General features: G+C 65.0%; 24 protein-coding genes and 2 tRNA genes. 14 read left to right on the top strand and 12 right to left on the bottom strand.

Annotation, left to right across the window (positions count from 1 at the left end; all coding sequences use genetic code 11):
• Nucleotides 1-6 precede the first annotated feature (6 nt).
• The 5 genes from dprA to speD all read right to left on the bottom strand — a co-directional run bounded on the left by dprA (nucleotide 7) and on the right by speD (nucleotide 2,668).
• Nucleotides 7-1,131, bottom strand: coding sequence for a DNA-processing protein DprA (dprA, locus tag NZ951_01905; GenBank protein MCS7206678.1), 1,125 nt, complete (start codon nucleotides 1,129-1,131; stop codon nucleotides 7-9).
• Nucleotides 1,132-1,153: 22 nt separating this feature from the next.
• Nucleotides 1,154-1,244 (bottom strand) — tRNA-Ser (locus tag NZ951_01910).
• Nucleotides 1,245-1,257: 13 nt separating this feature from the next.
• Nucleotides 1,258-1,343 (bottom strand) — tRNA-Ser (locus NZ951_01915).
• Nucleotides 1,344-1,368: 25 nt separating this feature from the next.
• Nucleotides 1,369-2,286: a polyamine aminopropyltransferase gene (speE, locus tag NZ951_01920; GenBank protein MCS7206679.1), complete on the bottom strand. Its 918-nt coding sequence runs from the start codon at nucleotides 2,284-2,286 to the stop codon at nucleotides 1,369-1,371.
• Between the two features lie 7 nt (nucleotides 2,287-2,293).
• Nucleotides 2,294-2,668, bottom strand: a complete 375-nt coding sequence (gene speD / locus NZ951_01925; protein ID MCS7206680.1) for an adenosylmethionine decarboxylase — start codon at nucleotides 2,666-2,668, stop codon at nucleotides 2,294-2,296.
• 136 nt (nucleotides 2,669-2,804) lie between these two features.
• On the opposite strand from speD, the gene NZ951_01930 reads away from it, so the two are divergent.
• Genes NZ951_01930 through NZ951_01940 form a run of 3 tightly spaced genes read left to right on the top strand, consistent with a single transcriptional unit; the run spans nucleotide 2,805 to nucleotide 5,367 of the window.
• Nucleotides 2,805-3,449, top strand: a complete 645-nt coding sequence (locus tag NZ951_01930; protein MCS7206681.1) for a histidine phosphatase family protein — start codon at nucleotides 2,805-2,807, stop codon at nucleotides 3,447-3,449.
• A gap of 17 nt (nucleotides 3,450-3,466) precedes the next feature.
• On the top strand, nucleotides 3,467-4,612 hold the full coding sequence (gene queG / locus NZ951_01935) for a tRNA epoxyqueuosine(34) reductase QueG (protein ID MCS7206682.1): 1,146 nt from the start codon (nucleotides 3,467-3,469) through the stop codon (nucleotides 4,610-4,612).
• A gap of 11 nt (nucleotides 4,613-4,623) precedes the next feature.
• A complete protein-coding gene (locus NZ951_01940) occupies nucleotides 4,624-5,367 on the top strand; it encodes an SDR family NAD(P)-dependent oxidoreductase (protein MCS7206683.1) in 744 nt (247 codons plus the stop codon).
• Here the strand turns inward: NZ951_01940 and NZ951_01945 are convergent.
• The 3 genes from NZ951_01945 to ispH are packed head-to-tail and all read right to left on the bottom strand — an operon-like array spanning nucleotide 5,364 to nucleotide 10,410.
• Nucleotides 5,364-8,279, bottom strand: coding sequence for an FAD-binding protein (locus tag NZ951_01945; GenBank protein ID MCS7206684.1), 2,916 nt, complete (start codon nucleotides 8,277-8,279; stop codon nucleotides 5,364-5,366). The genes NZ951_01940 and NZ951_01945 overlap by 4 nt on opposite strands.
• A 9-nt stretch (nucleotides 8,280-8,288) precedes the next feature.
• Nucleotides 8,289-9,473 (bottom strand): pyridoxal phosphate-dependent aminotransferase, encoded by a 1,185-nt coding sequence (locus NZ951_01950; GenBank protein ID MCS7206685.1) that lies wholly within the window; start codon nucleotides 9,471-9,473, stop codon nucleotides 8,289-8,291.
• 19 nt (nucleotides 9,474-9,492) lie between these two features.
• Nucleotides 9,493-10,410: a 4-hydroxy-3-methylbut-2-enyl diphosphate reductase gene (gene ispH, locus NZ951_01955; GenBank protein ID MCS7206686.1), complete on the bottom strand. Its 918-nt coding sequence runs from the start codon at nucleotides 10,408-10,410 to the stop codon at nucleotides 9,493-9,495.
• Between the two features lie 216 nt (nucleotides 10,411-10,626).
• Here ispH and NZ951_01960 point away from each other — a divergent pair, with 216 nt between their 5' ends.
• The 11 genes from NZ951_01960 to NZ951_02010 all read left to right on the top strand — a co-directional run bounded on the left by NZ951_01960 (nucleotide 10,627) and on the right by NZ951_02010 (nucleotide 21,805).
• Nucleotides 10,627-11,991 carry an ABC transporter substrate-binding protein gene (locus NZ951_01960; protein ID MCS7206687.1) on the top strand — a complete coding sequence of 455 codons (1,365 nt, stop codon included), beginning with the start codon at nucleotides 10,627-10,629 and terminating at the stop codon, nucleotides 11,989-11,991.
• Between the two features lie 72 nt (nucleotides 11,992-12,063).
• Nucleotides 12,064-12,966: a branched-chain amino acid ABC transporter permease gene (locus NZ951_01965; GenBank protein ID MCS7206688.1), complete on the top strand. Its 903-nt coding sequence runs from the start codon at nucleotides 12,064-12,066 to the stop codon at nucleotides 12,964-12,966.
• 15 nt (nucleotides 12,967-12,981) lie between these two features.
• On the top strand, nucleotides 12,982-14,067 hold the full coding sequence (locus tag NZ951_01970; protein ID MCS7206689.1) for a branched-chain amino acid ABC transporter permease: 1,086 nt from the start codon (nucleotides 12,982-12,984) through the stop codon (nucleotides 14,065-14,067).
• Complete coding sequence (locus NZ951_01975) at nucleotides 14,054-14,818, top strand: ABC transporter ATP-binding protein (GenBank protein MCS7206690.1); 765 nt, start codon at nucleotides 14,054-14,056, stop codon at nucleotides 14,816-14,818. Before NZ951_01970 ends, NZ951_01975 begins: the two co-directional genes overlap by 14 nt.
• 9 nt (nucleotides 14,819-14,827) lie before the next feature.
• On the top strand, nucleotides 14,828-15,541 hold the full coding sequence (locus NZ951_01980) for an ABC transporter ATP-binding protein (protein ID MCS7206691.1): 714 nt from the start codon (nucleotides 14,828-14,830) through the stop codon (nucleotides 15,539-15,541).
• Between the two features lie 87 nt (nucleotides 15,542-15,628).
• A complete protein-coding gene (locus NZ951_01985; GenBank protein MCS7206692.1) occupies nucleotides 15,629-15,919 on the top strand; it encodes a hypothetical protein in 291 nt (96 codons plus the stop codon).
• A gap of 99 nt (nucleotides 15,920-16,018) precedes the next feature.
• On the top strand, nucleotides 16,019-16,189 hold the full coding sequence (locus tag NZ951_01990) for a hypothetical protein (GenBank protein ID MCS7206693.1): 171 nt from the start codon (nucleotides 16,019-16,021) through the stop codon (nucleotides 16,187-16,189).
• A gap of 20 nt (nucleotides 16,190-16,209) precedes the next feature.
• Nucleotides 16,210-17,247 (top strand): hypothetical protein, encoded by a 1,038-nt coding sequence (locus tag NZ951_01995; GenBank protein MCS7206694.1) that lies wholly within the window; start codon nucleotides 16,210-16,212, stop codon nucleotides 17,245-17,247.
• 28 nt (nucleotides 17,248-17,275) lie between these two features.
• Nucleotides 17,276-19,237: an acetate--CoA ligase gene (gene acs, locus NZ951_02000; protein ID MCS7206695.1), complete on the top strand. Its 1,962-nt coding sequence runs from the start codon at nucleotides 17,276-17,278 to the stop codon at nucleotides 19,235-19,237.
• 102 nt (nucleotides 19,238-19,339) lie between these two features.
• Nucleotides 19,340-20,464, top strand: a complete 1,125-nt coding sequence (locus NZ951_02005; protein ID MCS7206696.1) for a zinc-binding dehydrogenase — start codon at nucleotides 19,340-19,342, stop codon at nucleotides 20,462-20,464.
• Between the two features lie 309 nt (nucleotides 20,465-20,773).
• A complete protein-coding gene (locus NZ951_02010) occupies nucleotides 20,774-21,805 on the top strand; it encodes a serine protease (GenBank protein MCS7206697.1) in 1,032 nt (343 codons plus the stop codon).
• 6 nt (nucleotides 21,806-21,811) lie between these two features.
• On the opposite strand, the gene NZ951_02015 is transcribed toward NZ951_02010, so the two are convergent.
• The 4 genes from NZ951_02015 to metK are packed head-to-tail and all read right to left on the bottom strand — an operon-like array spanning nucleotide 21,812 to nucleotide 26,075.
• Nucleotides 21,812-22,228 carry an archease gene (locus NZ951_02015; protein ID MCS7206698.1) on the bottom strand — a complete coding sequence of 139 codons (417 nt, stop codon included), beginning with the start codon at nucleotides 22,226-22,228 and terminating at the stop codon, nucleotides 21,812-21,814.
• A 14-nt stretch (nucleotides 22,229-22,242) separates the two neighbouring features.
• Nucleotides 22,243-23,661, bottom strand: a complete 1,419-nt coding sequence (locus tag NZ951_02020; protein MCS7206699.1) for a phosphoglucomutase/phosphomannomutase family protein — start codon at nucleotides 23,659-23,661, stop codon at nucleotides 22,243-22,245.
• Between the two features lie 12 nt (nucleotides 23,662-23,673).
• Nucleotides 23,674-24,807 (bottom strand): NDP-sugar synthase, encoded by a 1,134-nt coding sequence (locus NZ951_02025; GenBank protein MCS7206700.1) that lies wholly within the window; start codon nucleotides 24,805-24,807, stop codon nucleotides 23,674-23,676.
• A gap of 26 nt (nucleotides 24,808-24,833) precedes the next feature.
• The gene (metK, locus tag NZ951_02030) at nucleotides 24,834-26,075 is read right to left on the bottom strand and encodes a methionine adenosyltransferase (GenBank protein MCS7206701.1); all 1,242 of its coding nucleotides are present in this window, start codon (nucleotides 26,073-26,075) and stop codon (nucleotides 24,834-24,836) included.
• Nucleotides 26,076-26,077: the final 2 nt, after the last annotated feature.

Consider the following 26,077-nt stretch of genomic DNA (forward strand, 5'->3'; position numbering starts at 1 on the left):
CCACCCTCATCTTGCGCTGTCGGTGCGCACGAAGTGCATCCCCCCCACCTGGCGCACCCGCCCACTAACCTCCAGCATGGTTAAGGTAGCGCTCACCACAGGCATGGGCAGGCCGGTGCGCCGGCGCAGGTCGTCAATGTGCATCGCCTCCGTCCCGAGCGCCTCAAGCACCAACGACGCCTCATCGCGCACGGCCGATGAGGGCGGTGAGGCGGGGGGGCTAGGCTCAAGAAGGAAGGGTTGCACGGCCGGGGTCTCCAGGCGCAGTTCCTCCAGGATGTCCTGCACCTGCGTAACCAGTTTGGCGCCCTCTTGGATGAGGCGATGGGTGCCCGCCGAGGCAGGGGAGGTGATGGGGCCGGGGACGGCAAACACCTCCCGCCCCTGGGACAGGGCCCATTGCACTGTGGACATGGCCCCACTTTCCAAAGGGGCCTCCACCACCAGGACACCCCAGGCTAGCCCGCTGAGGATACGGTTGCGGCGGTGGAACTGGAACGGTTCGGGGCGCGTGCCCAGGGGGTATTCGGTGAGCACCGCCCCCTGGGTGGCGATGCGCCGGGCGAGGAAGCGATGCTGTTGGGGATACAGGCGGTCCAGCCCCCCCGCCACCACGGCGATGGTGCGCCCCCCGGCCTCAAGGGCGGTCTGGTGGGCGCAGGCGTCTATGCCCTGGGCCAACCCGCTCACGATAGTGAACCCCTCCTCCACCAGGGCGCGGGTCAAGAGCCGACATGCCTCTAGGCCGTAGGGGGTGGCCTGGCGGGTGCCCACTACGGCCAGGGCGCGGTCATCCTGCGGTTGCAGGTTGCCCTGCACAAAGAGCACAGGGGGCACGTCGGTGGTCTCCCGAATTTCCTTCAGGCGACGGGGGTAAGCCGTGTCGTGCCAGGTGAGAGCGGTGGCGCCCCAGTGGTGGAGGGTCTCCAGTTCCTGGAAGGGATCGATGCGGGCACGTGCGTGCAGAATGGCGTCTACCACAGGCGGCTCCAGCCCCGCCCCCCGCAGGCGGGAGGCGTCGGCGCGCCACGCCTCCTCCAGGGAGCCGAAAGCCCCCTCCAACAGGCGGAAGCGTGCGGGCGTCATCAGGGGGATGCGGGCGAAGGCGACCCAGTAGGCTAGTCCTTCCATAGGGGGTTCACACGCGCAAGGGTGGCGGAGAGGGTGGGATTCGAACCCACGAGGGCCTTGTGGGCCCTACGCGCTCTCCAGGCGCGCCTGTTCGACCGCTCCAGCACCTCTCCCGGAGGCAATCTGCGGAGAGGGTGGGATTTGAACCCACGATCCCACGGGGGGATACCGCATTTCGAGTGCGGCGCCTTCAGCCTCTCGGCCACCTCTCCGTGCCCTAGCTATTATAGCATAGGTCTAAAACACAAACAGGGGCTTATCTTTGGTGATGATCCGTTGCTCCTCAGCCAGGGCCTGGCGCAGGTACTTGGGGAGGGCGAACAGGGCGGGGTGTATGGTGCCATCGTAGAAGCGCAAGCCCTGCACCTCCCGCTGGGCCAGGGTGGTATCCACCGCAAGCGGTGTCAGGGCGCGAGGGTCGGGGCCGGTGGATGCCAGCACGAAACCCCACGCCTCTCCAAAGGACTGCATCGGCACGATGTAGGGAACGGTAAGGGGGAATACGGTGGACAGGGTGCGGTGAATGGCCGTGAACACCTCGGTGTAGTTGACGATGCTGGCGGGGCCGGCCTGGGTAACAAGGATGCCTCCAGGATTAAGGCGCGACCGCACCAGGCGGTAAAACTCTTGGGTATAGAGCAAGTAGGCCGTCCCGCCCTCGATGGGGTCGGGCAGGTCCAAGATGATGACATCATAGCACGCGGGGGACTGCTCTAAGAAGGCCAGGGCGTCGGCGAAGTGCAGGCGCAGGCGAGGGTCGTCAAAGGCTCCCTGGTGGTGCTGGGGCAGGTGCTGGCGGCACAGATGCACCACCTCCTCGTCCACATCCACCATGACCACCTGCTGGACGGTGGCGTGGCGGAGCACCTCCCGGGCGGTGGATCCCTCCCCACCCCCGCCGATGAACACCCACTGGGGGCGGGGATGGGCAACCAAGGCGGGATGCACCAAAGCCTCGTGATAGACGAACTCCTCCCCTTCTGCGGATTGGGTCTTGCCGTCCAAGACCAGCATCCGCCCGAAGGCGGGGGTCTCCAGGACCTCCACCTGCTGGTAGCGGGTGCGCCCGCTGAACAACACGCGCGAGATACTAGCCCCGTGCAGAAGGTCGGGGGTCAGCGCTTCCAAGAACCATTTGGGTCTACCGGGGAGCATAAACCTCCTAGGAGGGTGAAGCGGCGGCGCGCTGCTCCAGGCGTCCCCGCTCCAGTTCGGTGATGTCGGGCTCCTGGCAGTGGAGCCGCTCAATCACCCACTGGGCGGCCCGATGGGGGCTGAAGCGCTCCCCGCAGGTGAAGATGTCCACCGCCGCATAGCCGTACTCTGGCCAGGTGTGGATGCACAGGTGGCTTTCGGCGATGGCTACTACCCCGGTTACCCCCACGGGGTGGAACTTGTGGAAGGTCTGCCCCACGATGGTCGCCCCGGCTATCTGCGCCGCCTCCAGAAGGGTCTGCCGAATGTACGGCAGGTCATCCAGCAAGCGCGGGTCGCATCCCCGCAGTTCCAGGATGAGATGCCGTCCGAGCGCCTGCAATCACCTTCCCTCCTTTGTATGGTTCACAATTCTCCATTATACGCCGTTCCCCCAGGGGGTCTAGGGGTGTGGGGGCAATTTTCGCCGCAGGGGCCGTGGGGTAGAATAGCCCTTGAGGAGAGCGGGAGTGCCGTCTATGGGGCGCTGGCTTCTGGTGCGCCACGCTGAAAGCACCTGGAATCAGGAGCGTCGTCTGCAAGGGCAATCCGACCCTCCGCTAAGCCCGCAGGGGCAGGCTCAAGCCCAGGCCTTGCGCCAGCGCCTGAAGCGCTTTTCCATTGCCCACACCTATGCCAGCGACCTGACCCGCGCCGTCCAAACGGCCCACATTGTGTTGGAGGGGCGCTCCATCCCCCTCACCCTTACCCCTGCGTTGCGGGAGTTCGCCTTCGGCCCCTGGGAGGGCAAACTGTACGACGTTCTCACCCGGGAGGACCCCATCCGCTTCCGCCAGTTCATGACGGGTGACCCGTCCTTTGAACCCCCACCCGGTGGGGAGACGCGTCAGCAGGTGCTGCAGCGGGTGGGGGCTTTTATCGCCCACGTCAGACAACACCACCTGCAGGACGACATCCTGATTGTCTCCCACGGCGGGTGTTTGCGGGCGGTGGTGGTGGCCCTGTTGGGTTTGCCCGTGGAGACCCTGTGGCGTTTCCGTCTGGCCCCCGCCAGTATCTCCGTCATAGAGGTAGACACCCACAACGCCCGCCTGGTGGTGTGGAACGATGCATCCCATTACCTCAACGGCGACCTGCCCCGCCCGGGCGGGCCGGCCGCCTAGCAGGGCTGTGCACGGCCATGCAGACCCCCCGTCGTCTGGAGCGCACGCTCCTGGAACGCCTGGCACGCCAGGTGGGGTTGGCCGTGGTGGGGTGCACCACGGCGGATGCCTTCCCCCAGGCCCGCCAGACCGCTCTGGAGCGCCTCCAGCAGGGGTTGATGGGCACCCTCCCCTGGTACCACACTGCGCGTGTCTTGCGGGGCACTGATCCCCAGGTCCTTTTGCCGGGGGCGCGCTCTCTCATCGCTGTGGCGGTCAGTTACTGGTGGCCCCAGGAGCCTGCACCCCGCCCCCTGACGGGGCGCGTCGCCCGCTACGCCTGGGGGCTGGACTACCACAAAGCCCTCAAGGAGCGTTTGCGCACCCTGATGCACCTCCTGGAGGCCCAGGTGGGCCCCTTCCGCTGGAAGGTGTATGTGGACGATGGCCCCCTCTTGGAACGGGAGGTGGCCCGGCGCGCCGGGGTGGGCTGGTTCGGCAAGAACACCAACATCCTCACCCCCATCGGCTCCTGGGTGTTTTTGGGCGAGGCCCTAACAGACCTAGAAGTAACGCCCGACCCGCCCCTGAAGAAGACCTGCGGCCAGTGCCAGGCCTGCATGCCCGCCTGCCCCACGGGGGCCCTTATCGCCCCCTATGTCCTGGACAGCCGGCGGTGCATCGCCTACTTGACCATTGAGCACCGGGGGCCAATCCCGCGCCACCTGCGCCCCCTGATAGGCGATTGGGTGTTCGGATGCGACATTTGCCAAGAGGTGTGTCCTGTCAACCGCAAGGCGCAGCCCACCACTTTGCCCGAACTGGAGCCCCGTGCCCCCCACCAACGGGTAGACCTGCTGGAGGTTCTGTCCTTGACGGAGGAGGGGTTTCAAGAGCGCTTTCGGGGCACCAGTATCCGTCGGGCGACACGGGTGGGGCTGCAGCGCAATGCGTGCGTGGTATTGGGCAACCTGGGCGACCCGGCGGCGGTGCCGGCTTTAACCCGCGCCCTGCGGGAGGGGGAGCCATTGGTGCGGGGCCACGCCGCCTGGGCACTCGGGCGCATCGGCACCTTTGAGGCCTTGTCCGCTTTGCATAGTGCCCTGTCCACCGAGCCTGACCCCTGGGTGGGGGAGGAGATACGCATGGCCCTGCACGATGCTACACTACCCCTAAGTGTGTAACGGGGGTGTCTATGACACTTAAGGATAAGGTCGCTATCGTTACGGGGAGCAGTCGGGGGATTGGGAAGGCTATCGCATTGGCCTACGCCCGTGAGGGGGCGAAGGTGGTTGTTGTCGCCCGTTCCGAGACGGAGGGGCGCTTGCCCGGCACCATCCACCAAACGGCCCAGGAGATTCGCGCCCTGGGGGGCGAGGCCTTGCCCATCCGCTGTGATGTAACCGACGAGGAGCAGGTCAAAAGCATGGTGGCCCAGGTGATGGAGCGCTACGGGCGCATTGATGTGCTGGTTAACAACGCCGCCATTATCCTGCGCACGCCTATTGTCCAAACCGAAACCCGCCACTGGGACTTGCTGATACGGGTCAACCTGCGGGGGCCATTCCTGTGCTGTAAATATGTGCTCCCGATTCTGATGGCCCAACGCCAGGGCAACATCCTCAACATCACCTCCCGGGCGGCGGAGCGGGCTGTGCCGGGGGGGGTGCACTATGCGGTGAGCAAGGCGGGGCTGAACATGTTCACCCTGGGCCTGGCCGAGGAGGTGCGGGAGTATAACATCGCTGTCAACGCTCTGGACCCCGGCTTTATCAAGACCGAGGGGGCCGTCCTCACCCGCCCGGCCAACTTTGACTGGTCGGGGGCCGAGCCCCCCGAAGTGGTGGGGCCGGCGGCCGTGTGGCTCGCTCAGCAGACGGCCCAGACCTTCACCGGGCGCATCGTGCGGCGGTCCGAGTTTGGGAAGACCTGGCCCTAGCCTCTGTCCATCTGCTGGGCCAGAAACTCCGCCAGGTGCAGGGGGCGCACACCCGTCCCATGCTCCACCTGCATGAAGCACGACATCCCTGTAACCACCACTGGCGCCCCCGGATTGGCCCGCACCGCCGGGAACAACCGCCTCTCCCCAATCTTCAACGAGATATCGTAGTGCTCCTTTTCGAAGCCGAAGGCCCCCGCCATCCCACAACACCCTGCGTCCACAAACTCCACCTGGGCCTGGGGCACCATGCGCAGTGCCTTGAGGCTCGCCTCATACCCCACGAGGGCCTTCTGATGGCAGTGAGCGTGCAGGAGCACTTTCCCCGCATACGCCCGGAGGGGCAAGTCCAGGGCGTTCTGCTCGGCCAAGCGTACCAAAAAGGTGTCCAACAACATGGCCTGCTGGGCAACGATCCGCACCCGCTCATCTTTGGGTAGCAAATCGGGATACTCGTCCCGCAAGGTCAACAGGCACGGCGGCTCGCACCCGACGATAGGTATCCCCTTCTGGGCGAAGGGATATAGGATCTCCACATTGCGCCGAGCGTGCTCCCGCGCCCGGTCCAGCATCCCTTTGGAAATCATCGGCCGTCCACAGCACACGTTGCGGGCCAACACCACCCGATACCCCGCACGCTCTAACAGGTGCACCGCCCCCTGTCCCATAGAAGGGTGGTTGTATTCCATGAAAGTATCGTGGAACAGGACCACTTCCCCTTTGCTGCCCGCCTGCGGTAAGGGGGTATGCCGACGGAACCAGGCGGAGAAGGTGGGGCGGACGAAACGCGGCAAGGAACGAGACGGGTGAATACCTATGCGGGCCAACGCCCATCGCCCCAAAAAAGAAGAGGCCATCCAGTTGGAGAGGGGTGCCGTGGCGCTTCCCAGGCGTCCCAGCAGGGCGATGTGGGCAAACAGGCGCGCCCGCAACGGCCAGCCGTGGGCCTTGTAGTAGTGGGCCAAAAACTCGTACTTCAGTTTGGCCATGTCCACGCTGGACTCGCATTCGGCCTTGCACCCCTTGCACTCCAGGCAGAGGTCTAGCACCTGGTAAAGGCGCTGGCTGGTGAACTCGCTGGGGGGCAGGAGGCCCGATAGCACCGCCCGCAAGGCGTTGGCCCGCCCGCGGGTGGAGTGCTCCTCCTCCCGGGTAACCATATAGGAAGGGCACATGGTGCCCGAGAGCATCTTGCGGCACGCCCCCACGCCGTTGCACATCTCCACTGCCCGGTCAAAGCCCCTATCGGCCGAGAAATCCAGGTGGGTGCGGATGGGCACCGTGCGGTAAGAAGGGGAGAAGCGCAGGTCCGTGGTCAAGGGGGGGCAGTCCACAATCTTGCCGGGATTAAGGATGTTCTGGGGGTCGAAGGCCCGTTTCACCTCCCGAAAGGCCTGGTAGAGGCGCGGGCCGAACATCTTCTCGTTGAACACGCCCCGCACGCGTCCGTCCCCGTGCTCCCCCGACAGCGCCCCCTCAAACCGCAGGACCAGGTCGGCGATGGCGTTGGCGATGCTCTCCATCCGCTGCAGGCCTTCGGCCGTCTTCAGATTGATGAGGGGGCGGATGTGCAGGCACCCTACGCTGGCATGCCCGTAGTAGGCGGCGGACGTCCCGTGCGCTCGCACCACGGCGTCGAACTCGCGGATGAAGGCGGGCAGGCGGGAGGGGTCAACGGCTGTGTCCTCCACGAAGGGCAGGGGCTTGGTATCGCCCTTGATGCCCATCAGCAGGCCCAGTCCACCCCGCCGCACGGCCCACACATCGGCCTGCTGGGCAGGCGTGAGGGCAAAGGTAACGGCGTAGGCCAGCCCCCTGCGTTGGGCGCGGGCCTGGATGCGCTCCAGGCGGGAGCGCACCTCCGCCTCACTTTCCCCGAACACCTCCACGACAAGGATGGCCCCTGGCTCCCCCTGCACGAAGCCCATGCGACGGGCCAAGCTGAGCTGCGTGCGGGCCTGGCGCAGGATGGTATCATCCACCAGTTCAATGGCGGCGGGCTGGTCTTCCAGGATAGGAGGGGTATCCTCACCCGCCTCGAACAGGGTGCGGTAGTGGAGGATGGCCAAGCCTGTGCGCTTGGGGAGGGGCACCAAACGCACCGTCAGGGCCGTATACACGGCCAACGTCCCCTCTGACCCGACGATGAGACGGCAGAGGTTGGTCTCCCCCTCCAGGAACAGGTCCAGGTTATAGCCCCCCACACGGCGCTGGATTTTGGGATAGCGGCGCAGGATTTCGTCCCGGTGCTCGCGGACGAGGCGGTAGAGGGTGCGATAGGCGTTGCCCTCCATGCCCGGGGCGGACAGTTTGGCCTCCCACTCCTGGGGTGAAAGGGTGCGGAAGGTAGTGGGGGTGCCGTCGGCCAGGAAGGCCTCCATCGCCAGCACGTGGTCCACCGTCTTGCCGTAGAGGATGGAATGGGCACCGCAGGAGTTGTTGCCACTGGCCCCGCCCACGGTGGCGCGGTTGGTGGTGGTGGGGTCGGGGGCGAAGTGGAGGCCGTAGGGGCGCACGGTGGCGTTCAGTTCGTCTATGGTGATGCCCGGCTGGACGCGCGCCCACCCCTCCTGGGGGTTGACCTCCAAGACCTGGTGCATATACTTGGTGAAGTCGATAACGACGGCGTGGTTACACCCCTGGCCGGCCAGGCTTGTGCCCCCGCCCCGTGGCAGAAGGGGCACCCCCACATCCCGACAGGCCTCCACCACCCGTTGCACATCCTCAGCGTCCTTGGGGAGCACCACCCCGACGGGCACCATTTGGTAAATGGAGGCGTCGGTGCTGTAGAGGGCTTGGGCGTAGGCGTCAAAGCGCACCTCGCCCTTGATGCGTCCCTTGAGGCGGGCCTCCACCTCCTGGGCCTTTGCGCGGGAGATGGGGCCGGCGGGAAGCCAAGTGGGGGTGGGCATAGGCGTCCCCTAGCGGCGGGCCCTTTTCAGCAGGGCCTCCAAGCGTTCCAAGGCGCGTGCGATGTTCTGGCGGGAGTTGGCATAGGAGAGGCGGATGAACCCCTCCCCATACTGGCCGAAGGCGGTGCCCGACAGAAGCGCCACCCCCGCCTCTTCCAAGGCGCGCCGTTCCAACTCCCGGCTGGTCAGGCCCGTGCCCCGGATATCAGGGAAGGCGTAAAAGGCCCCCTCGGGCAGAGGGCACACCACGCCGGGCAAGGCGCGCAGGCCCGCCACGATGAGGTCGCGCCGAGCGCGGAACTCGGCCACCATCGCCTGCACGCTGTCTTGGGGGCCGTCCAAAGCCGCCAAGGCCGCCTTCTGGACGAAGGCGGGGGCGCAAGAGACGCTGTTGATCACCAACCGCACCACCGGCTCCACCAGGGTCTTGGGGAAAATCCCCCAGCCCAAGCGCCAGCCGGTCATGGCGTAGGTCTTGGAGAGGCCGTCTAGGACAATGGTGCGCTCGGCCATCCCGGGGAGGGAGGCGATGCTCTGGTACCGACCGTTGTAGAGAATAGCGTGGTAGACCTCATCGGAGAGCACATACACCTGCTCCCACCGGCGCAGGAGGTCGGCAATAGCCTTGAGTTCCTCGGCGGTGAGGGCGGAGCCGGTGGGGTTGTGGGGGGAGTTGAGGATAAGCAGGCGTGTGCGGGGCGACAGTTTCCGCTCCAAGTCGTCCAGGTCAAGATGGTAGCCGCGGGAGGGGTCTAGGGGCAAAGGCACGGGCGTCGCCCCGCAAAAGGTAACCACCGAGGCGTAAATGGGGAAGCCCGGGTCCGGGTAGAGAACCTCGCTTCCCTCCTCAGCTAAAGCCAGAATAGTGTAGAAGATAATGGGCTTGGCCCCTGGCGTAATGACCACCTGGTCGGCCGCCACGGGGATGCCCAAGCGCTGGCGGGCGTGGCGGGCGATGCCTTCCCGCACCTCGGCCAGTCCTGCCGAGGGGGTGTAGTGGGTATACCCCTCCTGTAGAGCCCTGTAGGCCGCCTCCACAATATGGGCAGGTGTAGGAAAATCGGGCTCGCCGATCTCCAGATGGATGATGTCCCGCCCCTGGGCCTCCAAAGCCTTGGCGCGAGCCAACACCTCAAAGGCTGTCTCTGTGCCCAGGCGGGCCATGCGTTGGGCAAGCATATCCCCTCCAGTCATGGGATGTGATGTGGGATGGTTAGGGCGTTGGGGCCTCCTCCCGCAGCTCCCGGGGTAGGACGAAGGAGATGTGCTCTTCGGCCAGGGTCAAATGGCGGACGCGCTGGGGGGAGAGGGCGTCCACCACGGCCTGCACTAGGCTTTCGGGTGTGCTGGCCCCTGAGATGATACCCACCTTTTGGGCCCCTGCAAGGTATTCGGGGCGCAGTTCCTCGGGGCCGTTGATGAGGTAGGCGGGGACGCCCTGGGCCTGGGCCACCTCCCGCAGGCGGTTGCAGTTGGACGAGTTCTGGGCACCAATGACCAAAATGACATCGGCCTCTTGGGCCAGAGCCTTCACCACCGCCTGGCGATTAGTGGTGGCGTAGCACAGGTCGTTGCGCACGATAGCGTGGGGGAAGCGCTGGCGAATGGCCTCCACCGCCTTAGCCGTATCGTCCACGGAGAGGGTGGTCTGGGTGAGGACGGCCACGGGGGTGTCGGGATCCCAAGGGGGGAGATGGATGCCCTCCCGCTCATCAAGCAAATACATGGGTGTCTGCCCCATGGTGCCCCGCACCTCTTGATGACCCCGGTGGCCGATGAGGATGATGCGTCGTCCCTCCTTGGCATAGCGACGGGCCTCGTTGTGCACCTTGGTGACCAGGGGACAGGTGGCGTCGATCACCCGCAGATGGCGGGCACGCGCCTTCTCATAGTCCTGGGGCGGGGAGCCGTGCGCCGAAAACACCACCACCGAGCCGGGAGGAACCTCGTCCACATCCTCCACCGTGATGGCCCCTTTCGCCTCCAGGGAGGCCACCACCGTGGGGTTATGAACGATTTGGTGCTTCACATACACGGGGGGGCCGAAGCGCTGAAGGGCCAGTTCCACGATATCAATGGCCCGTACCACCCCTGCGCAGAAACCTCGGGGCGAGCCGAGAATCACTTCCATAGCATGCACTCCTCGTCCTCATCATAGTGGCATGAGGGGCCTTTGACAAGGGAAGCCGTGTCCTCAAAGGTGTGGGAAGGGTTTCGGGTGCCCCGACGGGGCGGGCTCGGCGAAAACGTGGGCAGGGGGCCCCACCCCTTGACAAACGGCGCCACAGTGGTTACATAATAGGGCACAACCGTGCCACGCCTGGAGAGCGTCTGTAAGGAGGGGGATATGGCCTGTTGGTTCCGAGGTGTGCAAAGGTATGGTCTGCTTGTGCTGGCTCTAGCCCTTTTGGCGGTAGTGGTTGGATGTCGGGCGGCGGCGCCCACACCTACTCCCACCCCTGCTCCTGTAGCCGCCCCGGCTGCCCAGCCCACCCCGGCCCCCCGTCCCACCCCCACCCCGACGCCTGCGCCCCCCTTGCGGATAGGGGAAATTAACTCCTATTCTGGCCTCTCTACTGTTTACACCTTCCCTTATCGTGAAGGCCTGCGCATGGCGGCCGAGGAGATCAACGAAAAGGGTGGCATCTTGGGGCGGAAGATAGAGTTCATTTTCCGGGACGACAAACTGCGTGCCGACGAGGCGGTGAAGGCAGCCCAGGAGCTGGTGTTCCAGGAAAAGGTGGAGTTCCTGGTGGGGTGCATCAGTTCCACGGTGGGGCTGGCCCTCTCGGAGTGGGCCAAGGCCAACAAGGTGTTCTACTTCGCCACCCACTGCCAGACCAGCCGTCTGACGTGGGACCTGGGGCATGAGTATGTGGCCCGCACCAGCAACAATGTCAACCAGTACATTCGCGCCCTGGCCAAGCGGGTGGTGGAGGACTATCCCCAGTGCAAGCGGTGGCTCTCTATCAACCAGGACTACGAGTACGGGCGGGCGGTGCACGAGGACTTCTTTGAATATATGCGGAAGCATCGCCCCGAGACCACCATCGTGGCCGAATACTGGCCGCGCCTGGGCGAGACCGACCACACCTCCTACATCACCGCTATGATGGCCCAGAAGGGCAAGGCCGACTGCATCCTCACCTCCCTGTGGGGCTCCCAGAGTATCACCTTCATCAAGCAGGCCACCCCCTACGGCCTGTTCAAGGAGTTCCAGCTGGTGCACGCCAGTGTGGGCAACCTGGACGAACTGGGCGGCCTGGGCAGGGAGGCCCCTGTGGGTGCGGTAACGCCTCCTTTCATCCCCACCTATCTGCCTGAGGTGCTCCAGGCCAACCCCGAGTTGGCGGCGTGGGTGAAGCGGTATAAGGACCGCACGGGCGGTTCGGAACCCACTACGGGCTCCGCCTTTGGGTATGTAACGGTCTACATCATCGCCGAGGTGCTCAAGCGCACCAACGGCTCCACCAAGCCGGATGACATCCATAAGGCTCTCAGCAGCGGGGACTTTAGCGTGAAGATGCCGTGGGGCGAGGTGATCATGCGGGCGTGCGATCAGCAGGCTCTGCCGCCCCTCTGGACGGGGGTGGTGGATGTGAAGCCCGATGGCACCCCCTATGTGCGGGACCTGAAGACCCTGCACGGCAAAGATGTGGTCCGCTCCTGCGACGAGGTGAAGGCGTTGCGGGAGAAGGCGAAGAAAGGGTAACCGTACCGAGAGCGGGGGGCCGGCGCACCCCGGCCCCCCTTTCCCCCTATCCCCCGCGCGGAGGGCATCCCCGTGGACTGGCTTGCTGAGAATACCCCCCGCATTGTGGTGCAACTCCTATCGGGCATCAGCGTGGGCGTGCTCCTGTTCCTGGTCGCTTCCGGTCTGTCTCTCATCTTCGGGGTGAGCCGGGTGGTGAACTTCGCCCACGGGGCCTTGTATATGGTGGGGGCCTACCTGGCTTATACCATTATGCGCACGGTGCCGGGCTCGGGGCTGTACTACTGGTTGGCCCTGGCGTTGGCCCCCATAGGGGTGGCGGTTGTGGGGTTGCTCATAGAGGTGCTTTTCCTGCGCCGCATCTACCAGGCGGAGCACATTTATCAACTGCTCTTGACCATCGGGTTGGCCTTTGTGATTGGGGATATTGTGCGCATCATTTGGGGTCCGGAGAACCGCTCTGTCACGCGCCCTGAGTTTCTGACGGCCTCCCTTCCCATTCTGGGCCAGCCCTTCCCCAGTTATAACCTGGTGATTTTGGGGCTGGGGCCGCTGGTGTTGCTGGCCTTGTGGTGGGTGTTCTACCGCACCCGGTGGGGGATGCTGGTGCGGGCGGCCACCTGGGACCGGGATATGCTGGGTGCCTTGGGGGTGAATACCCCCCTGGTGTTTACCACGGTGTTCGTCTTCGGGGCGTGGTTGGCGGGGTTGGGCGGGGCCCTGGTGGCCCCCATTCAGGGGCTTGCGCCTGGTATGGACGCGGCTGTCATCATCCTAGCCTTCGTGGTGGTGGTCATTGGGGGGTTGGGGAGTTTCTTCGGCACCCTGGTGTCGGCAATTTTGATTGGGGTGGTGCAGGGGTTGGCGGTGCTCAACCCCTTCCTGCGCCATTACGACCTGGTGCTTCCCTTCGCCTTGATGGCGTTGGTGCTCATTCTGCGGCCGGTGGGCCTGTTCGGCAGGCCCGAGTCCTAACGTGAGGAGGCGACGGTGCAGGAGGTCGCACGCAAAGGAGTGGGGCGCTGGCGGGTGCCCCTTGTGGGAGCCTCAATGCTCACCGTTGGGGGATGGCTGGCTTTTTTGGTGGTTGCCCTGATCTTTCCCCAGATTGCCCCTGTGTTCTGGGTGCAGTTCGCCATTGACCTTTTCGTTCTCACCCTGTTCGGCCTCTCCCTGAATTTGCTGATGGGGTATGGGGGGATGGTCTCCTTCGGGCATGCCGCTTATTACGCTCTGGGAGCCTATGCCGCTGCCCTGTTGGTGAAGCGGGCGGATGTCCCCATGCCCTTGGCCTTGGCCCTGGGCCCCTTCTTCGCCGCCGGGGGCGCTATGGTGTTCGGCTTCTTCGCGGTGCGCCTGACCGCCATCTACTTTGCGATGCTCACCTTGGCCTTCTCCCAGATCGTCTACGCTGTAGTGTTCAAGTGGACGAAGTTCACGGGGGGCGATGACGGGATTCAAGGGGTATGGCCCATTCGGGCATTGGCTGCGCCACCGGTGTCCGATAACTATTACTACTTCACTTTGGGTGTGGTTCTGGTGTGCACTCTCATTCTATATCTCATCGTCAACTCGCCCTTTGGCTATACCCTACGGGCTGTTCGGGAGAACCCTCGCCGCGCCGAGATGGCAGGGGTGAATGTGCGTCTGCACCAGTGGGTGGCCTTTGTGATCGCGGGCTTCTTTGCGGGGGTTGCTGGGTCGCTGTTCGTGTTCTTCCAGGGGAGTGTGAACCCCGACTACGCTGGGGTGGCGCGGAGCACCGACCCCCTCATCGTGGCCCTGCTCGGGGGTATGCACCACTTCCTGGGACCAGCCGTGGGGGCGCTCCTCTATAAGATCATCTTCTTCTATGTGGGACGGGAGTTCCCCTTCCTGTGGCAGTTGCTGGTGGGCCTCATTTTGGTGGGGGTGATTCTCCTGTTCCCTGGGGGGGTGATGGGGTTCCTCACCGAGCGGCGCTGGCGGACACTGCGGTGGTGGCCCCGCAAGGCGGGGGCTACCCCCACCCCCCGGGAAACCGGCCCCCAACCCTCGTCCAGTGCTTCGGGAGCGAGTCCAGATGGTAACGCCTAAGGTGATCTTCTCCTGTAAGGGGTTGAGTAAGGCCTTCGGGGGGCTGAGGGCCGTGGATGGAGTGGATTTGGCCGTGCGGGAGGGGGAACTGCGTGCTCTTATCGGCCCCAACGGAGCGGGCAAGAGCACCTTCTTCAACCTGGTGACGGGGCAACTGCGCCGGGACAAGGGGGAGGTGCACTTCAACGGGCACCGCATAGATGGCCTCGCCCCGTATCAGGTGATGCGACGGGGCATCGCCCGCACCTTCCAGATCACCAGCACCTTCCGCCGCCTCACCGCCTTGGAGAATGTGCAGGTGGCTTTGTTTGTGCATCACCAGCGCCATCTGAACCCCCTCGCCCTGTTTATCCCTGCCCATCGCAGTATGCGGGAGCGGGCGATGTTTCTGCTGGAGCAGGTGGGTCTGGCCGACAGCGCCTTCAAGCCGGCGGGTGTCCTCGCACACGGCGACCAGAAGCGGTTGGAACTGGCTATTGCCTTGGCCAGCGCGCCCCGCATGCTCCTGCTGGACGAGCCGACGGCCGGTATGGCGCCGCACGAGCGCCGCGAGGCTATGTCCCTCATCACGCGCATTGCCCGAGAGCAGGGCCTGACCCTCCTGTTCACGGAGCACGATATGGATGTGGTGTTCGGCTATGCGGAGCGCATCACGGTGATGCACCAGGGGAAAGTGCTAGCCGAGGGTTCGCCGGAGGAGGTGCGGGCCAACCCCGAGGTGCAGCGGGTCTACCTGGGGGAGCACGGGTAGGGGGACAGTATGCCCTTGCTGGAAGTGCAGAACCTCAACACCTTCTACGGCCAGAGCCATATTCTCTTTGATGTAACTATGACGGTGGATAGGGGGGAGGTGGTGTGCCTGTTGGGGCGCAATGGTGCGGGCAAGAGCACCACTCTCAAGAGCATTATCGGTTTGGTGCCCCCCCGATCGGGCAGTATCCGCTTCAAAGGGCAGGAGATCACCGGCTTGCCTCCCTATCGCATCGCCCGCATGGGAATTGGCTATGTGCCTGAGGAACGGCGCATTTTCGCCAACTTGTCGGTGCGGGAGAACTTGGAGGTGGCTCGGCGCACGGCTCCCCCCTCCACCGACGGCCACCCCTGGGATGTGGAGCGTGTGTTGACCCTGTTTCCCCGCTTGCGCTCCTTCTTGGAGCGGCGCGCCGGCACCCTCAGCGGGGGCGAACAGCAGATGCTCACCATCGCCCGTACTCTGATGACCAACCCCGACCTTCTGCTCCTTGATGAGCCGTCGGAGGGGTTGGCGCCGGTGGTGGTGCAAGCCCTCAAGGAGCAACTCCAAAGCCTCAAAGCCACCGGCCTCACTATCATCCTGGCGGAGCAAAACGTACGCTTCGTGAGCGGGCTCGGCGACCGGGTCTACATCTTAGAGAAGGGCCACATCCGCTACCAGGCTCCTATGGAGCGCTTCCTGGCCGATGAGGGCGTTCGCCGGGCCTATCTGGCCGTGTAGGTGGCCATTCGGGTGCAGAGTACTCCCCGTTGCCCTTGGGGCACGCCCATGCTATCCTTTCCCTAGCCCACGCCCAGGAGGAGGACTATGGCCAGCACGATAGAGGTGCTCCTGCCTATCGCGGAAACAGAGGATGGGCACAAACTCCGTCTGGCCCCCCGCCTAGAAACCCTGGCGGGCAAAACCATCGGCTTCATCAACAACGACTGGATCTCCTTGGACATCACCTACGATGAGTTCAAGCGCCTTTTGCAAAGCCAGTGGGAGGTGCGGGGTTTTGTGGAGAAGCGCAAGGCCAAGTCCAGCCCCCTCCCTCCCCACGATATTGACGACCTGGCACGCCGTGCCGATGCGGTCATCACCGGCCTGGGCAACTGAGGGTCGTGCACTACGTGGTGTATCCACGACAGCATCCAACTGGAGAAGCGGGGCATTCCGACGGTAACCCTGTCCACCAAGTTCTTTGAGGCCCTGGCCATGGCCACGGCCCGCGGCAAGGGGGCGCCCGATTTGAAGCAGGTGATTCTCCCCTATCCCTACGAGACTTTGCCCGAGGCACAGGTGCGGGAGGTGGCCCGTAAGGCCCTAGCAGCGGTGCTCCAGGCCCTCACCGACCCCAACGCCCCCCGTAAGGTGGACATCACATAAACGTCAGCTGTGAGGGCGTGATGACTCCGCGACGCCTTTCCTCCACTCGCCAGGTCCTCCCCGATGTGTGGGAGGAGGTGCAAGAGTTCTTCATCCAGCGGGGGATGACCGACGGCCTGCCGGTGGTTCCGCCCACCGAGGAGCGGGTGTGGCGAATGATCGACGCCCTGGGGCGTCCCCCCGACGAGGTGGTGGCGGAGGTTCCCCCCGCCTTAGGACGGGCCACCATAGAGAAACTGGCCATCAACGCTGTGATGGCTGGGTGCCGGCCGGAGTACTTCCCCGTCGTGGTGGCGGCGGTGGAGGCCCTCTGCGAGCCCAAGTTCAACCTGACGGCCATCCAGGCCACCACCAACCCGGTAGGGCCACTGCTGATTCTCAACGGGCCTATCCGTCGGCGCATCGGGGTGAACTGCGAGGCGGGGTGTTTCGGACCGGGTTGGCAGGCCAACGCCACCCTGGGGCGGGCGGTGCGCCTGGTGCTCCTAAACATCGGAGGGGGTGCCCCCGGCCCCGTGGACAAGGCGGTGCAAGGCTATCCTGGCAAGTATACCTTCTGCTTCGGCGAGAACGAGGAGGATTCCCCCTGGCCCCCTTTGCACACCGAACGGGGCTTCCGCCCCGAGGACAGCGTGGTCACCGTGGTGGGTGCCCAGGGCACCAGCAATATCCTGGAGATGAGCCCCCGCCCTGATGACCTTCTCCACACCCTCGCCCATGGGATGATCAACATCGGGGTCAATAACTTCCTCCTCGGGCAGGGCGAGCCCCTGTTAGTGCTTAACCCCCTGCACGCCCGCATCCTGGCCGAGGCGGGCTGGACAAAAGACAAGGTGCGCGAGTACCTCTACGAGCATGTCCGTGCGCCCCTCTCCTGGTTTTCTCGGCGCGCACGGGAGAGCCGCATCTTCCACGATCGCATCGTGGGCGACACGGTGCGCATAGTGCGCGACCCCCAGCAGTTTATGATCGTGGTGGCCGGCTCCACGGGCGGCCATCACAGCACCTTCATCCCCACCTTCGGGGATACCTTGTCGGTAAGCCGTCGGATACCCTAACGTCTGACCCTTGCCTTGGGAGGTGGACATGGATGCGGCGACCGCCACCATTGAGAGCCTGCTCCAGGAGGGACGGGTCTTCCCCCCGCCGGAGGCCTTCCGCCACCAGGCCCATGTGCGGGATATGCGTGTCTATACGGAGGCCGAACGCGACCCTCTGGCTTTCTGGGAGCGGGCAGCCGGGGAACTGCACTGGTTCCGCCCGTGGGATAAGGTGCTGGAGTGGAACCTCCCCTATGCCAAGTGGTTTGTCGGGGGGAAACTGAACGCCTCGTATAACTGTGTTGACCGCCACCTGACCACCCTCCGCAAGAACAAGGCGGCCATTATCTGGGAGGGGGAGCCCGGAGAGGAGCGGGTGCTCACCTATCAAGACCTTCACCGGGAGGTGTGCCGCTTCGCCAACGCCCTGAAGTCTTTGGGGGTGAAGAAGGGGGACCGTGTTACTATCTACTTGCCTATGGTTCCTGAACTACCCATTGCGATGTTGGCCTGTGCGCGCATAGGAGCACCCCACAGCGTGGTGTTCGGGGGGTTCAGCGCTGACGCCCTGCGCGACCGCATCCAAGATGCCCAGGCCAAGGTGCTCATCACCGCCGACGGGGGGTACCGCAGGGGGGGTGTGGTGCCCCTCAAGCGCAACGCCGATGAGGCTGTTGCCCAGTGCCCCACCATTGAAAAGGTCATTGTCCTGCGGCGCATCGGGGGTATCGCCGATATCCTGATGCACCCCGGCCGCGACCTCTGGTGGCATGAAGTCGTCCAGGGGCAGTCGGCCGTCTGCCCCCCCGAGCCTATGGACGCGGAGGATCTCCTCTTTCTCCTTTACACCAGTGGCACCACTGGCAAGCCGAAGGGCATCATCCACACCACCGGGGGCTACCTGACCCATGTTACCTTGACCGCCAAGTGGGTCTTTGACTTGAAGGAGGAGGACACCTATTGGTGCACCGCCGACATCGGCTGGATAACGGGGCACAGTTACGTGGTCTATGGTCCCCTGAGCAACGGGGCCACCACTGTCATGTATGAGGGTGCCCCCGATTACCCCGACCGCGACCGCTTCTGGGCCATCGTGGAGAAGTACCGGGTGAACATCTTCTACACTGCCCCCACAGCCATCCGCTCCTTTATGCGCTGGGGGGAGCAGTATCCCCAGCGGCATGACCTGTCCAGCCTGCGCCTGTTGGGGACGGTGGGGGAGCCGATCAATCCGGAGGCGTGGGTGTGGTATTGGAAGCACATCGGCGGGGGGCGTTGTCCTATCGTGGATACCTGGTGGCAGACGGAGACGGGGGGAATCCTCATTACCCCCCTGCCGGGCGTGGTAACCCTCAAGCCGGGTTCGGCCACTTTGCCTTTCCCCGGCGTGGGGGCCGAGGTGGTGGACGAGCAGGGAAAGCCCGTCCCCCCAGGACAGGGGGGGTATCTGGTGCTCACCCGCCCCTGGCCGGGCATGCTGCGGGGCATCTACGGCGATCCCGACCGGTACGTGCGCACCTATTGGAGCCGGTTCCCCGGCCGCTACTTCACGGGAGACGGGGCGCGCAAGGATGCCGACGGTTATCTGTGGCTCTTGGGACGGGTGGATGATGTCATCAAGGTGTCAGCCCATCGCCTGTCCACCATGGAGATTGAGAGCGCTTTGGTGGATCACCCCTTTGTGGCCGAGGCCGCCGCTATCGGCAAGAGCCACGAGGTGAAGGGGGAGGCCATCGTGGTGTTCGTTACCCCCAAGGAGGGGGTGAAGACTTCGCCCCAGTTGGCCGAGGAGCTGAAGGCCCACGTGGCCAGGAAAATAGGAGCCATCGCCCGCCCGGACCAGGTCATCTTCACCGCTGCCCTGCCCAAGACCCGCAGCGGCAAAATCATGCGGCGCCTCCTGCGGGACATCGCCGAGGGGCGGGCGTTGGGGGATGTAACTACCCTGGAAAGCCCCGCCGTTGTGGAGGCCCTCAAGGAGCAGTACGGCGAGGAACGGGAGGGATAAGACCTTGCGCAGTGGGGCCTTGAAAGGCTGCCTGCTCTAGGGAGGGAGGCTCACCAGCCCGAGTGTGCGCCCCTGGTATGCTCCACCAGAAAGGAGGTTGGCATGCCTACTATTGGACGCGCGGCGGTCTTTGAGAAGGCGGGCAAGCCCTTCACCATCGTTCAACTGCCTGTCCCGGAGGTGGAACCGGGGGGTATCCTCATCAAGGTCACGGCGGCGGGAATCTGCGGGTCTGACCTGCACTACTGGCGCGGGGATAACCCCGTGCCCATCACCGTGGGCGAGCCTGGCCCCGTGATTCCCGGGCATGAGTTTATGGGGGTGGTGCACACTTTGGGGAAGAACATCAAGACCGACTCCCTGGGCCGTCCCCTGAAGGAGGGGGATCGGGTCGTGTTCCCCTACTTCTTCCCGTGCCAGCGATGCTATTGGTGCGCTCGGGGGGAGCTGCACGCCTGTCCCAACCGCGTGATCCGCCCCTCTATCAAGACCTACCCCTACTGCAACGGAGGGTTCGCCGAGTACTTCTATTTGAGGCCGGGGCACTGGGTGTTCAAGGCTCCCGAGGGGCTGTCCGAGGAGGCGCTGACGCCTGTCAACTGCGCCCTCTCCCAGGTGCTGTTCGGCCTGCACCAGGCCCGCCCCCGCTTTGGTGATACGGTGGTGGTGCAAGGGGCAGGGGGATTGGGCCTGTACGCTATGGCCGTGGCCCGGGATATGGGCGCAGAGAAGGTCATTGCGATAGATGGTCAGGCGCCCCGCCTGCAGATGGCCGAGCGGTGCGGAGCCACCCACACCATCAACATCACGGAGGTGACCCGTCCCGAGGACCGCATTGCTCGAGTGCGGGAACTGACCGATGGGCGCGGGGCCGATGTGGTGGTGGAGGTGGTGGGTTTCCCCCAGGTGGTGCCCGAGGGCATCGCCATGCTCCGCCGGGGCGGAACCTATGTGGAGATCGGCCACATCAGCCCCAACAGCAACGCCACCTTGGACATGAGTTACCTGGTCAGTCGCCAAATCCGCATCTTGGGCATTATGCACTACGACCCCTGGGTGATTCCTGCGGCTCTGGACTTTTTGGTGCGCACCCGCGACCGCTATCCCCTTACGCAGGTGGTCTCCCACAAGTTCCCCCTCGAGCGCATCAACGAGGCCTTCCAAGAGGCGGAGTGGAAGGGACGGGAGGGAGGCTCTCCGGTGGTGCGGGCCATCGTTACACCCTAGGTGCGCCATGCGCAAGGTGGTCTTGTTCTCTTTGATGCGTGAGGAGGTGCATGGGGTTGATGGTGTCCTTCGCCCCGCCGGGGTCTGGGGGGTGGTGCACCCGCCCGCCACGCCTCCAGAGGAGAAAGCCCGCGTGCGGGCAGATGCCGACTTCCTCGGCTGCGCTTGCCCAATGTGGTGCTGTCGCCCCATTCGGCGGGGACGGCCTACAGGGGGTGGGCGCGCCGTGTCCGTTTCGCCTTCGCTAACATCCCAAGGGTGTGGGAGGGCAAAGCCCCCGAGACGCTGGTACAACCGGAAGAGGAGTAGATGACAGGTGGCTGGGTGTTTGGGCTTAGGGCCCTCTGTTCTGTTCGGAAGGGCAGGCTGGGCACGCTCCTTTTAGGGGCATGGCTTCTCGGCGCTCTGCTTTTGGGGGGTGTGGGATGTGGTCCGCCGTTGGAGCAGGTGGTGGCAACAGCGGTGGCCCGCGTGCCCACCCCCACGCCCCTACCGGGAGAGGCTATCGTGGCCACTGTGGTGGCGGGTGTGCCCACACCCACACCACAGCCTACACCTACCCCCATACCCTTGGCCGACATTGTTGCCACGGTGGTGGCGCGTCTGCCCACTCCTACACCCCAGCCGACGCCGACGCCCATTCCCCTAGAGAGCCTTATCGCCACGGTGGTGGCCCGTCTTCCCACGCCCACCCCCACGCCCCTTCCCCCAGCGGGAGCGGGGCTCCCTTCTGCCTCGGCTCCCACCGTGGGGCAAATCCTTCAGGGTGTGGCCCCCTCGGTGGCGTATATTGAGACCTTCACAGGGCAGGGGAGTGGGTGGGCTATCGGCCCTGATTTGATTGTAACCAATGCCCATGTCGTGGGGCAGGCGAGGCGGGTAACAGTGCGGTGGCCCAGCGCTCCCCCTGTGGAGGGGAGTGTCATCGCCACAGACCCCACGCGCGACCTGGCCCTTATTCGCGTGTCGGCCACGGCTCCGCCACTCACTCCCCTGCGCACCCGCTCCTTACTGGACGAGGATATCGGGGCGCCCGTGTTGGTGGTGGGCTACTCTTTGCGTTCCCCCCAGGGGGATGGGACCATGGGCCTCCCCGTGGTGAAGGCGGGCATCCTGTCGGGCACTCTGCGAAGGGGGGGTGTCTCCCTGCTTCGGGTAGACGCCCCTATGGACCCCGGGGACAGCGGCGGCCCGGTGCTAGACCGTAACGGGGTCGTCATCGGTGTCAACCAGGTGCAAGTAACCGAGACACGGGGTGGGCAAAGGGTGGTGGGGGTGTTCTATGCCATCGCTATGGGGGAGGTGGAGGGCTTCTTGCGGGATTGGGGCATTCGGCCCTAGCACACCTCATACATCCAGAATCACCTGGATGCGCCACCCGCCCTCGTGGGGGGCAATGGTGAGGGCGTGGTAGGTGGCCGACTTGATAAGGCATTGAATGCGGTGGCGGGTGCGGTCCACCGGCTCCCCCCACAGGCGGGCACGCAGGTGTGTATCACTCATCTCCACCACCTCCACCCGCTTCACCAGGAACCCCCGCGACTCAAACAGGAAGTTCAACTCGTTCAGGAAGTCCACCAACAGGGCATCCCTGTCGGGGGCGGAGACTTCCACCTCCCGCACCTCCCGTTCCTGGACGGTGGAGGGGTCGGCGATGATGGCGAACATACCCATGCCGGCGAAGGCGAAGGCCTCCTTGAGATCTGCCCCCTCGGCGACGACGCCCACATCGGCGGTATGTTCCAGGAAGGTGAAGCGCCCCATGGGTGACCTCGGCGCTAGCCCACGCCCGCCAGGGCCTGGCCGGCGTCCAAGAGGGCTTGCACCCGTTCGGGGGAGTCGGCCTCGGCGTAGATGCGCAGGAGGGGCTCGGTGCCGGAGAAGCGCACCGCCAGCCACCACTGCCCCTCCAGCACCCAGCGCCAGCCGTCGGTGGTGTCCATCGTCCGCACGGGTAGACCTGCCAGAGTGGGTGGGCGTGCACTGTGCAGACGCTGACGAATGGCCTCCCGTTGATCGGGAGGGAAGGGAAAATCCCGACGGGCGTAAAAGTGAGGGCCAACGACCTGGTGCAACAGGCGCAGGAGGTCGGAAAGGGTCTTGCCCGTGCGGGCCATGAACTCCAAGAGCAGCAGGCCCGAGAGGATACCATCCCGCTCGGGAATGTGTCCCTGGAAGGCGTAGCCCCCGCTCTCCTCGCCCCCGATGAGGGCGTTGTGCTCCATCATCAGGGGGGCCACATACTTGAAGCCCACAGGCGTCTCGTAGACGGGCACACCGTACCGCTCCCCTAGCCGCAAAAGCATGCGGGAGGAGGTGAGGGTCTTCACCAGGGGGCCACGCTGACCACGCACCTCTAGCAAGAAAAAGGCCAGCAGAGCAAAAGCGTCCAGGGTGGTTAGAAAGCCCCCCTGCTCGTCCACCACGCCTAGGCGGTCGGCATCGCCGTCAAAGGCCAGTCCCACTTGGGCCGCGTGGGAGCGCACCGCCTCCACCAGGGGGGCCAGGTTGTGGGGGATGGGCTCGGGGTTATGCATGCCGGGGAAGAGGGGGTTGCGCTCGGCGCGGATTTCTACCACCCGCGTGGCTCCCCCCGCCAACAGACGGGGCACGTAGCCTGCCCCCGCCCCGTGCATAGCGTCAACCACCACGGTGAAGCCCGCGGCCCGCAGGAGGGGCAGATCCACCAAGCGTGCCAGTTGCTGGTCATAGGAGGGGTTGGGGTGAAGGGGGCGCACCATCCCTTGCGCCACCGCCTGCGGCTTGGGCAGGCGGAGCACCTCCTCGGCCCCCAAGCGGTTGATGCGGTCCTCCAGTTGGGCCACTTGCTCGGGAGGGGCGCTGGAGCCGTGGGGGGTCTTCACTTTAAAACCGTTCCAGCGGGCGGGGTTGTGGCTGGCCGTGATGATCACCCCCCCCGCGCAGCGGTGGGCCACGATGTTCCAGGCTACCACAGGGGTGGGAGCGGGGCGGTCGCACAACAGCACGGGGAGGCCATTGCCTGCCAGCACCTCGGCGCAGGCGTCGGCGAAGTCCTCGGAGGCGAAACGGCAATCATAGCCGACGACCCAACACCCGGGTGGGGCGTTCTGGCGTGCCCACACAGCCAGCCCCTGGGCGGCACGGCGCAGGTTGGCGAAGGTGAAGTCCTCGGCGATGATGCCCCGCCAGCCGTCGGTGCCGAAACGAATGACCACTGGCTGCTCCTGCTAATAGCTGTCCAGCATGCCTATGGAGCGTGGAGGCAGATGGGTGCCTGGGGCTAGGGTGATGCCCCGCTCCAAACGGTTGCCTTCCCCCACCACGACGCCATCGGCCAGCACGCACCCTCTGCCCACGCTGGCCCTGGCCTGGAGGCAGACGCCTGCCCCTAGGATACACCCCTCGGCCCGCGCATGGGGATGCAGAACCACCTGCTCCCAAAGGAGAGCCTCCACGATGTGGCTCCCCTCGTGGAGGTGGCAGCGGGGCCCCAGCACAGCCGGCCCCACCACCTTGGCGCCGGGGCCGATGGTGCACCCCTCTCCCAGCACAAGGGGGCCTTTGAGAATGGCTGTCTCATCCACCGAGGCAGAGGGGGCGAGCCACACCCCCGGCTGGCGCTCGGTTACGCCATCCAGGGCAAAGGGGGAGGAGACTAACCCTAACAGAAGGTCGCGATGGAGGCGCATATAGGTGCGGGGGTTGCCCATGTCCAGCCAGTAGGCGCGGGAGCGGAAGGCGAACACGGGCTGGCCGGCCTCCAACAAGGCGGGGAACAGGCCGTGCTCCACCATATACTTCTGGCCAGGGGGCACCCAGCGGAGCACCTCCGGCTCCAGGATGTAGGTGCCAGCGTTGACCCACAGGGTGGTAACCTCGTCCCGTGAGGGCTTCTCCTTGAAGCGCAGGACGCGTCCATCGGGGGCCGTCTCCACCATGCCGAAGGGGGTGGGGTCATCCACCGCCGTGAGGACGATGGTGGCCAGTGCGCCCTTCTGACGGTGAAGGGCCAGGACCTGGCGTAAGTCCAGGTCGGTGAACACATCCCCGTTGCATACCACGAAGGTGCTGGTGAGGCGGTCAGCGACGAACTTCAGGGGGCCGGCTGTTCCCAAAGGGAACGGCTCCACCACATAGTGGAGGCGCACTCCCCAGCGGGATCCATCCCCGAAGTAGGAGCGGATGGCATCGGGGAGGTAGTGGAGGGCCAGAATCACCTCCGTGACACCGTTCTGCCGCAGGTGGGCGAGCATGTGCTCTAAAAAGGGGCGATTAAGGACGGGGAGCATGGACTTGGGGCGGGTGTAGGTCAGGGGGCGTAGACGCGTCCCTTCGCCACCCACCAGGATGACCGCCTGCATAGGCCAGCGCTCCGCAAGAAAGGATGCTAGCGGCGCACGCGATGGGCACTGACCAGGTCGCGTAAGGCGTCCACTTTATCGGTCTGCTCCCAGGGAAGGGAGAGGTCATCCCGTCCGAAGTGGCCGTAGGCGGCCAGGGGGGTATAGATCGGCCGGCGCAGGTCGAGGTGCTGGATGATGGCTAGGGGGCGCAGGTCAAAGAGGTGGCGCACCGCCCGCTCCAGCACCTCATCGGGCACCGTGCTGGTGCCGAAGGTCTCCACGGAGATGGAGATTGGGTCGGCCCGCCCGATGGCATAGGAGACCTGCACCTCGCACCGTTCTGCCAGGCCTGCGGCAACGATGTTGCGCGCCACATAGCGGGCACCATAGGCGCCCGAGCGGTCTACTTTGGTGGGGTCTTTGCCGGAGAAGGAGCCTCCCCCGTGGCGGGCGGAGCCTCCGTAGGTATCCACCAGGATTTTGCGCCCGGTGAGGCCGCTGTCGGCGGCCGGCCCGCCGATGATGAAACTGCCCGAAGTGTTCACCAGGAAGCGGGTGTCTGTATCCAGCAGGCTCTCTATGCCCATGTCTTTGGCCAGGGCGCGGATGACCACCTCCTGCACATCCTGGCGGACGCGCTCCTCAGGGATGTCGGGCTCGTGCTGGGCGGCGATGATAACGGTGTGGATGCGTTTCACCTTGCCGTAGGCGTATTCCACAGTAACCTGGGACTTGCCGTCGGGACGCAGATACGGCAAGATGCCCTTTTTGCGCACCTCGGCTAGGCGGCGGCAGAGGCGATGGGCCATGTAGATGGGGAGGGGCATGTGGGCGGTGTCCACCATTTCGGGCTTGCCGGCGTTGAGCACATACTCCTGGCAGGCGAAGCCTACCATCATCCCCTGGTCGCCAGCTCCCACCTTGCTGGGGTCGGTCTCCTCGTGCTGGCCCACAGCGGCGGCGATTTCGGGGGCCTGCTTCTGCAACGCCACCAACACGGCGCAGTCGTCGCACCCGATGCCTAACTCCGCACGGGTGTACCCAACTCGTCGCAGAGTCTGGCGGACAGTGGTGGGCACATCCACCACGCCCTTGGAGGTGATCTCCCCCATCACCAGCACAAAACCTCGGGTGGTGATGGCTTCACAGGCCACACGGGCATAGGGGTCTTGGGCCAAATAGGCGTCCAGGACGGCGTCGGAGATTTGGTCGCACAGTTTGTCGGGATGCCCCTCCGTTACCGACTCGGAGGTGAACAGGTAGGAAGAGGAGGTGAAGAAACTCATCG

The organism is Dehalococcoidia bacterium, assembly GCA_025060295.1.
In the GTDB taxonomy this organism is placed as follows: domain Bacteria; phylum Chloroflexota; class Dehalococcoidia; order Lucifugimonadales; family HRBIN23; genus HRBIN23.

What these genes read in the sequence shown, in the direction of transcription:
- NZ951_01930 (MCS7206681.1), top strand. Translation starts at nt 2,805, where the DNA reads ATGGGGCGCTGGCTTCTGGTGCGCCACGCTGAAAGCACCTGGAATCAG.
- queG (MCS7206682.1), top strand. Translation starts at nt 3,467, where the DNA reads ATGCAGACCCCCCGTCGTCTGGAGCGCACGCTCCTGGAACGCCTGGCA.
- acs (MCS7206695.1), top strand. Translation starts at nt 17,276, where the DNA reads ATGGATGCGGCGACCGCCACCATTGAGAGCCTGCTCCAGGAGGGACGG.
- dprA (MCS7206678.1), bottom strand. Translation starts at nt 1,131, where the DNA reads ATGGAAGGACTAGCCTACTGGGTCGCCTTCGCCCGCATCCCCCTGATG.
- NZ951_01950 (MCS7206685.1), bottom strand. Translation starts at nt 9,473, where the DNA reads ATGACTGGAGGGGATATGCTTGCCCAACGCATGGCCCGCCTGGGCACA.
- NZ951_02015 (MCS7206698.1), bottom strand. Translation starts at nt 22,228, where the DNA reads ATGGGGCGCTTCACCTTCCTGGAACATACCGCCGATGTGGGCGTCGTC.
- speE (MCS7206679.1), bottom strand. Translation starts at nt 2,286, where the DNA reads ATGCTCCCCGGTAGACCCAAATGGTTCTTGGAAGCGCTGACCCCCGAC.
- metK (MCS7206701.1), bottom strand. Translation starts at nt 26,075, where the DNA reads ATGAGTTTCTTCACCTCCTCTTCCTACCTGTTCACCTCCGAGTCGGTA.
- NZ951_01995 (MCS7206694.1), top strand. Translation starts at nt 16,210, where the DNA reads ATGACTCCGCGACGCCTTTCCTCCACTCGCCAGGTCCTCCCCGATGTG.
- NZ951_01985 (MCS7206692.1), top strand. Translation starts at nt 15,629, where the DNA reads ATGGCCAGCACGATAGAGGTGCTCCTGCCTATCGCGGAAACAGAGGAT.
- NZ951_02025 (MCS7206700.1), bottom strand. Translation starts at nt 24,807, where the DNA reads ATGCAGGCGGTCATCCTGGTGGGTGGCGAAGGGACGCGTCTACGCCCC.
- NZ951_01960 (MCS7206687.1), top strand. Translation starts at nt 10,627, where the DNA reads ATGGCCTGTTGGTTCCGAGGTGTGCAAAGGTATGGTCTGCTTGTGCTG.
- ispH (MCS7206686.1), bottom strand. Translation starts at nt 10,410, where the DNA reads ATGGAAGTGATTCTCGGCTCGCCCCGAGGTTTCTGCGCAGGGGTGGTA.
- NZ951_01980 (MCS7206691.1), top strand. Translation starts at nt 14,828, where the DNA reads ATGCCCTTGCTGGAAGTGCAGAACCTCAACACCTTCTACGGCCAGAGC.
- NZ951_02005 (MCS7206696.1), top strand. Translation starts at nt 19,340, where the DNA reads ATGCCTACTATTGGACGCGCGGCGGTCTTTGAGAAGGCGGGCAAGCCC.
- NZ951_01990 (MCS7206693.1), top strand. Translation starts at nt 16,019, where the DNA reads ATGGCCACGGCCCGCGGCAAGGGGGCGCCCGATTTGAAGCAGGTGATT.
- NZ951_01975 (MCS7206690.1), top strand. Translation starts at nt 14,054, where the DNA reads ATGGTAACGCCTAAGGTGATCTTCTCCTGTAAGGGGTTGAGTAAGGCC.
- NZ951_01945 (MCS7206684.1), bottom strand. Translation starts at nt 8,279, where the DNA reads ATGCCCACCCCCACTTGGCTTCCCGCCGGCCCCATCTCCCGCGCAAAG.
- NZ951_01940 (MCS7206683.1), top strand. Translation starts at nt 4,624, where the DNA reads ATGACACTTAAGGATAAGGTCGCTATCGTTACGGGGAGCAGTCGGGGG.
- NZ951_02010 (MCS7206697.1), top strand. Translation starts at nt 20,774, where the DNA reads ATGACAGGTGGCTGGGTGTTTGGGCTTAGGGCCCTCTGTTCTGTTCGG.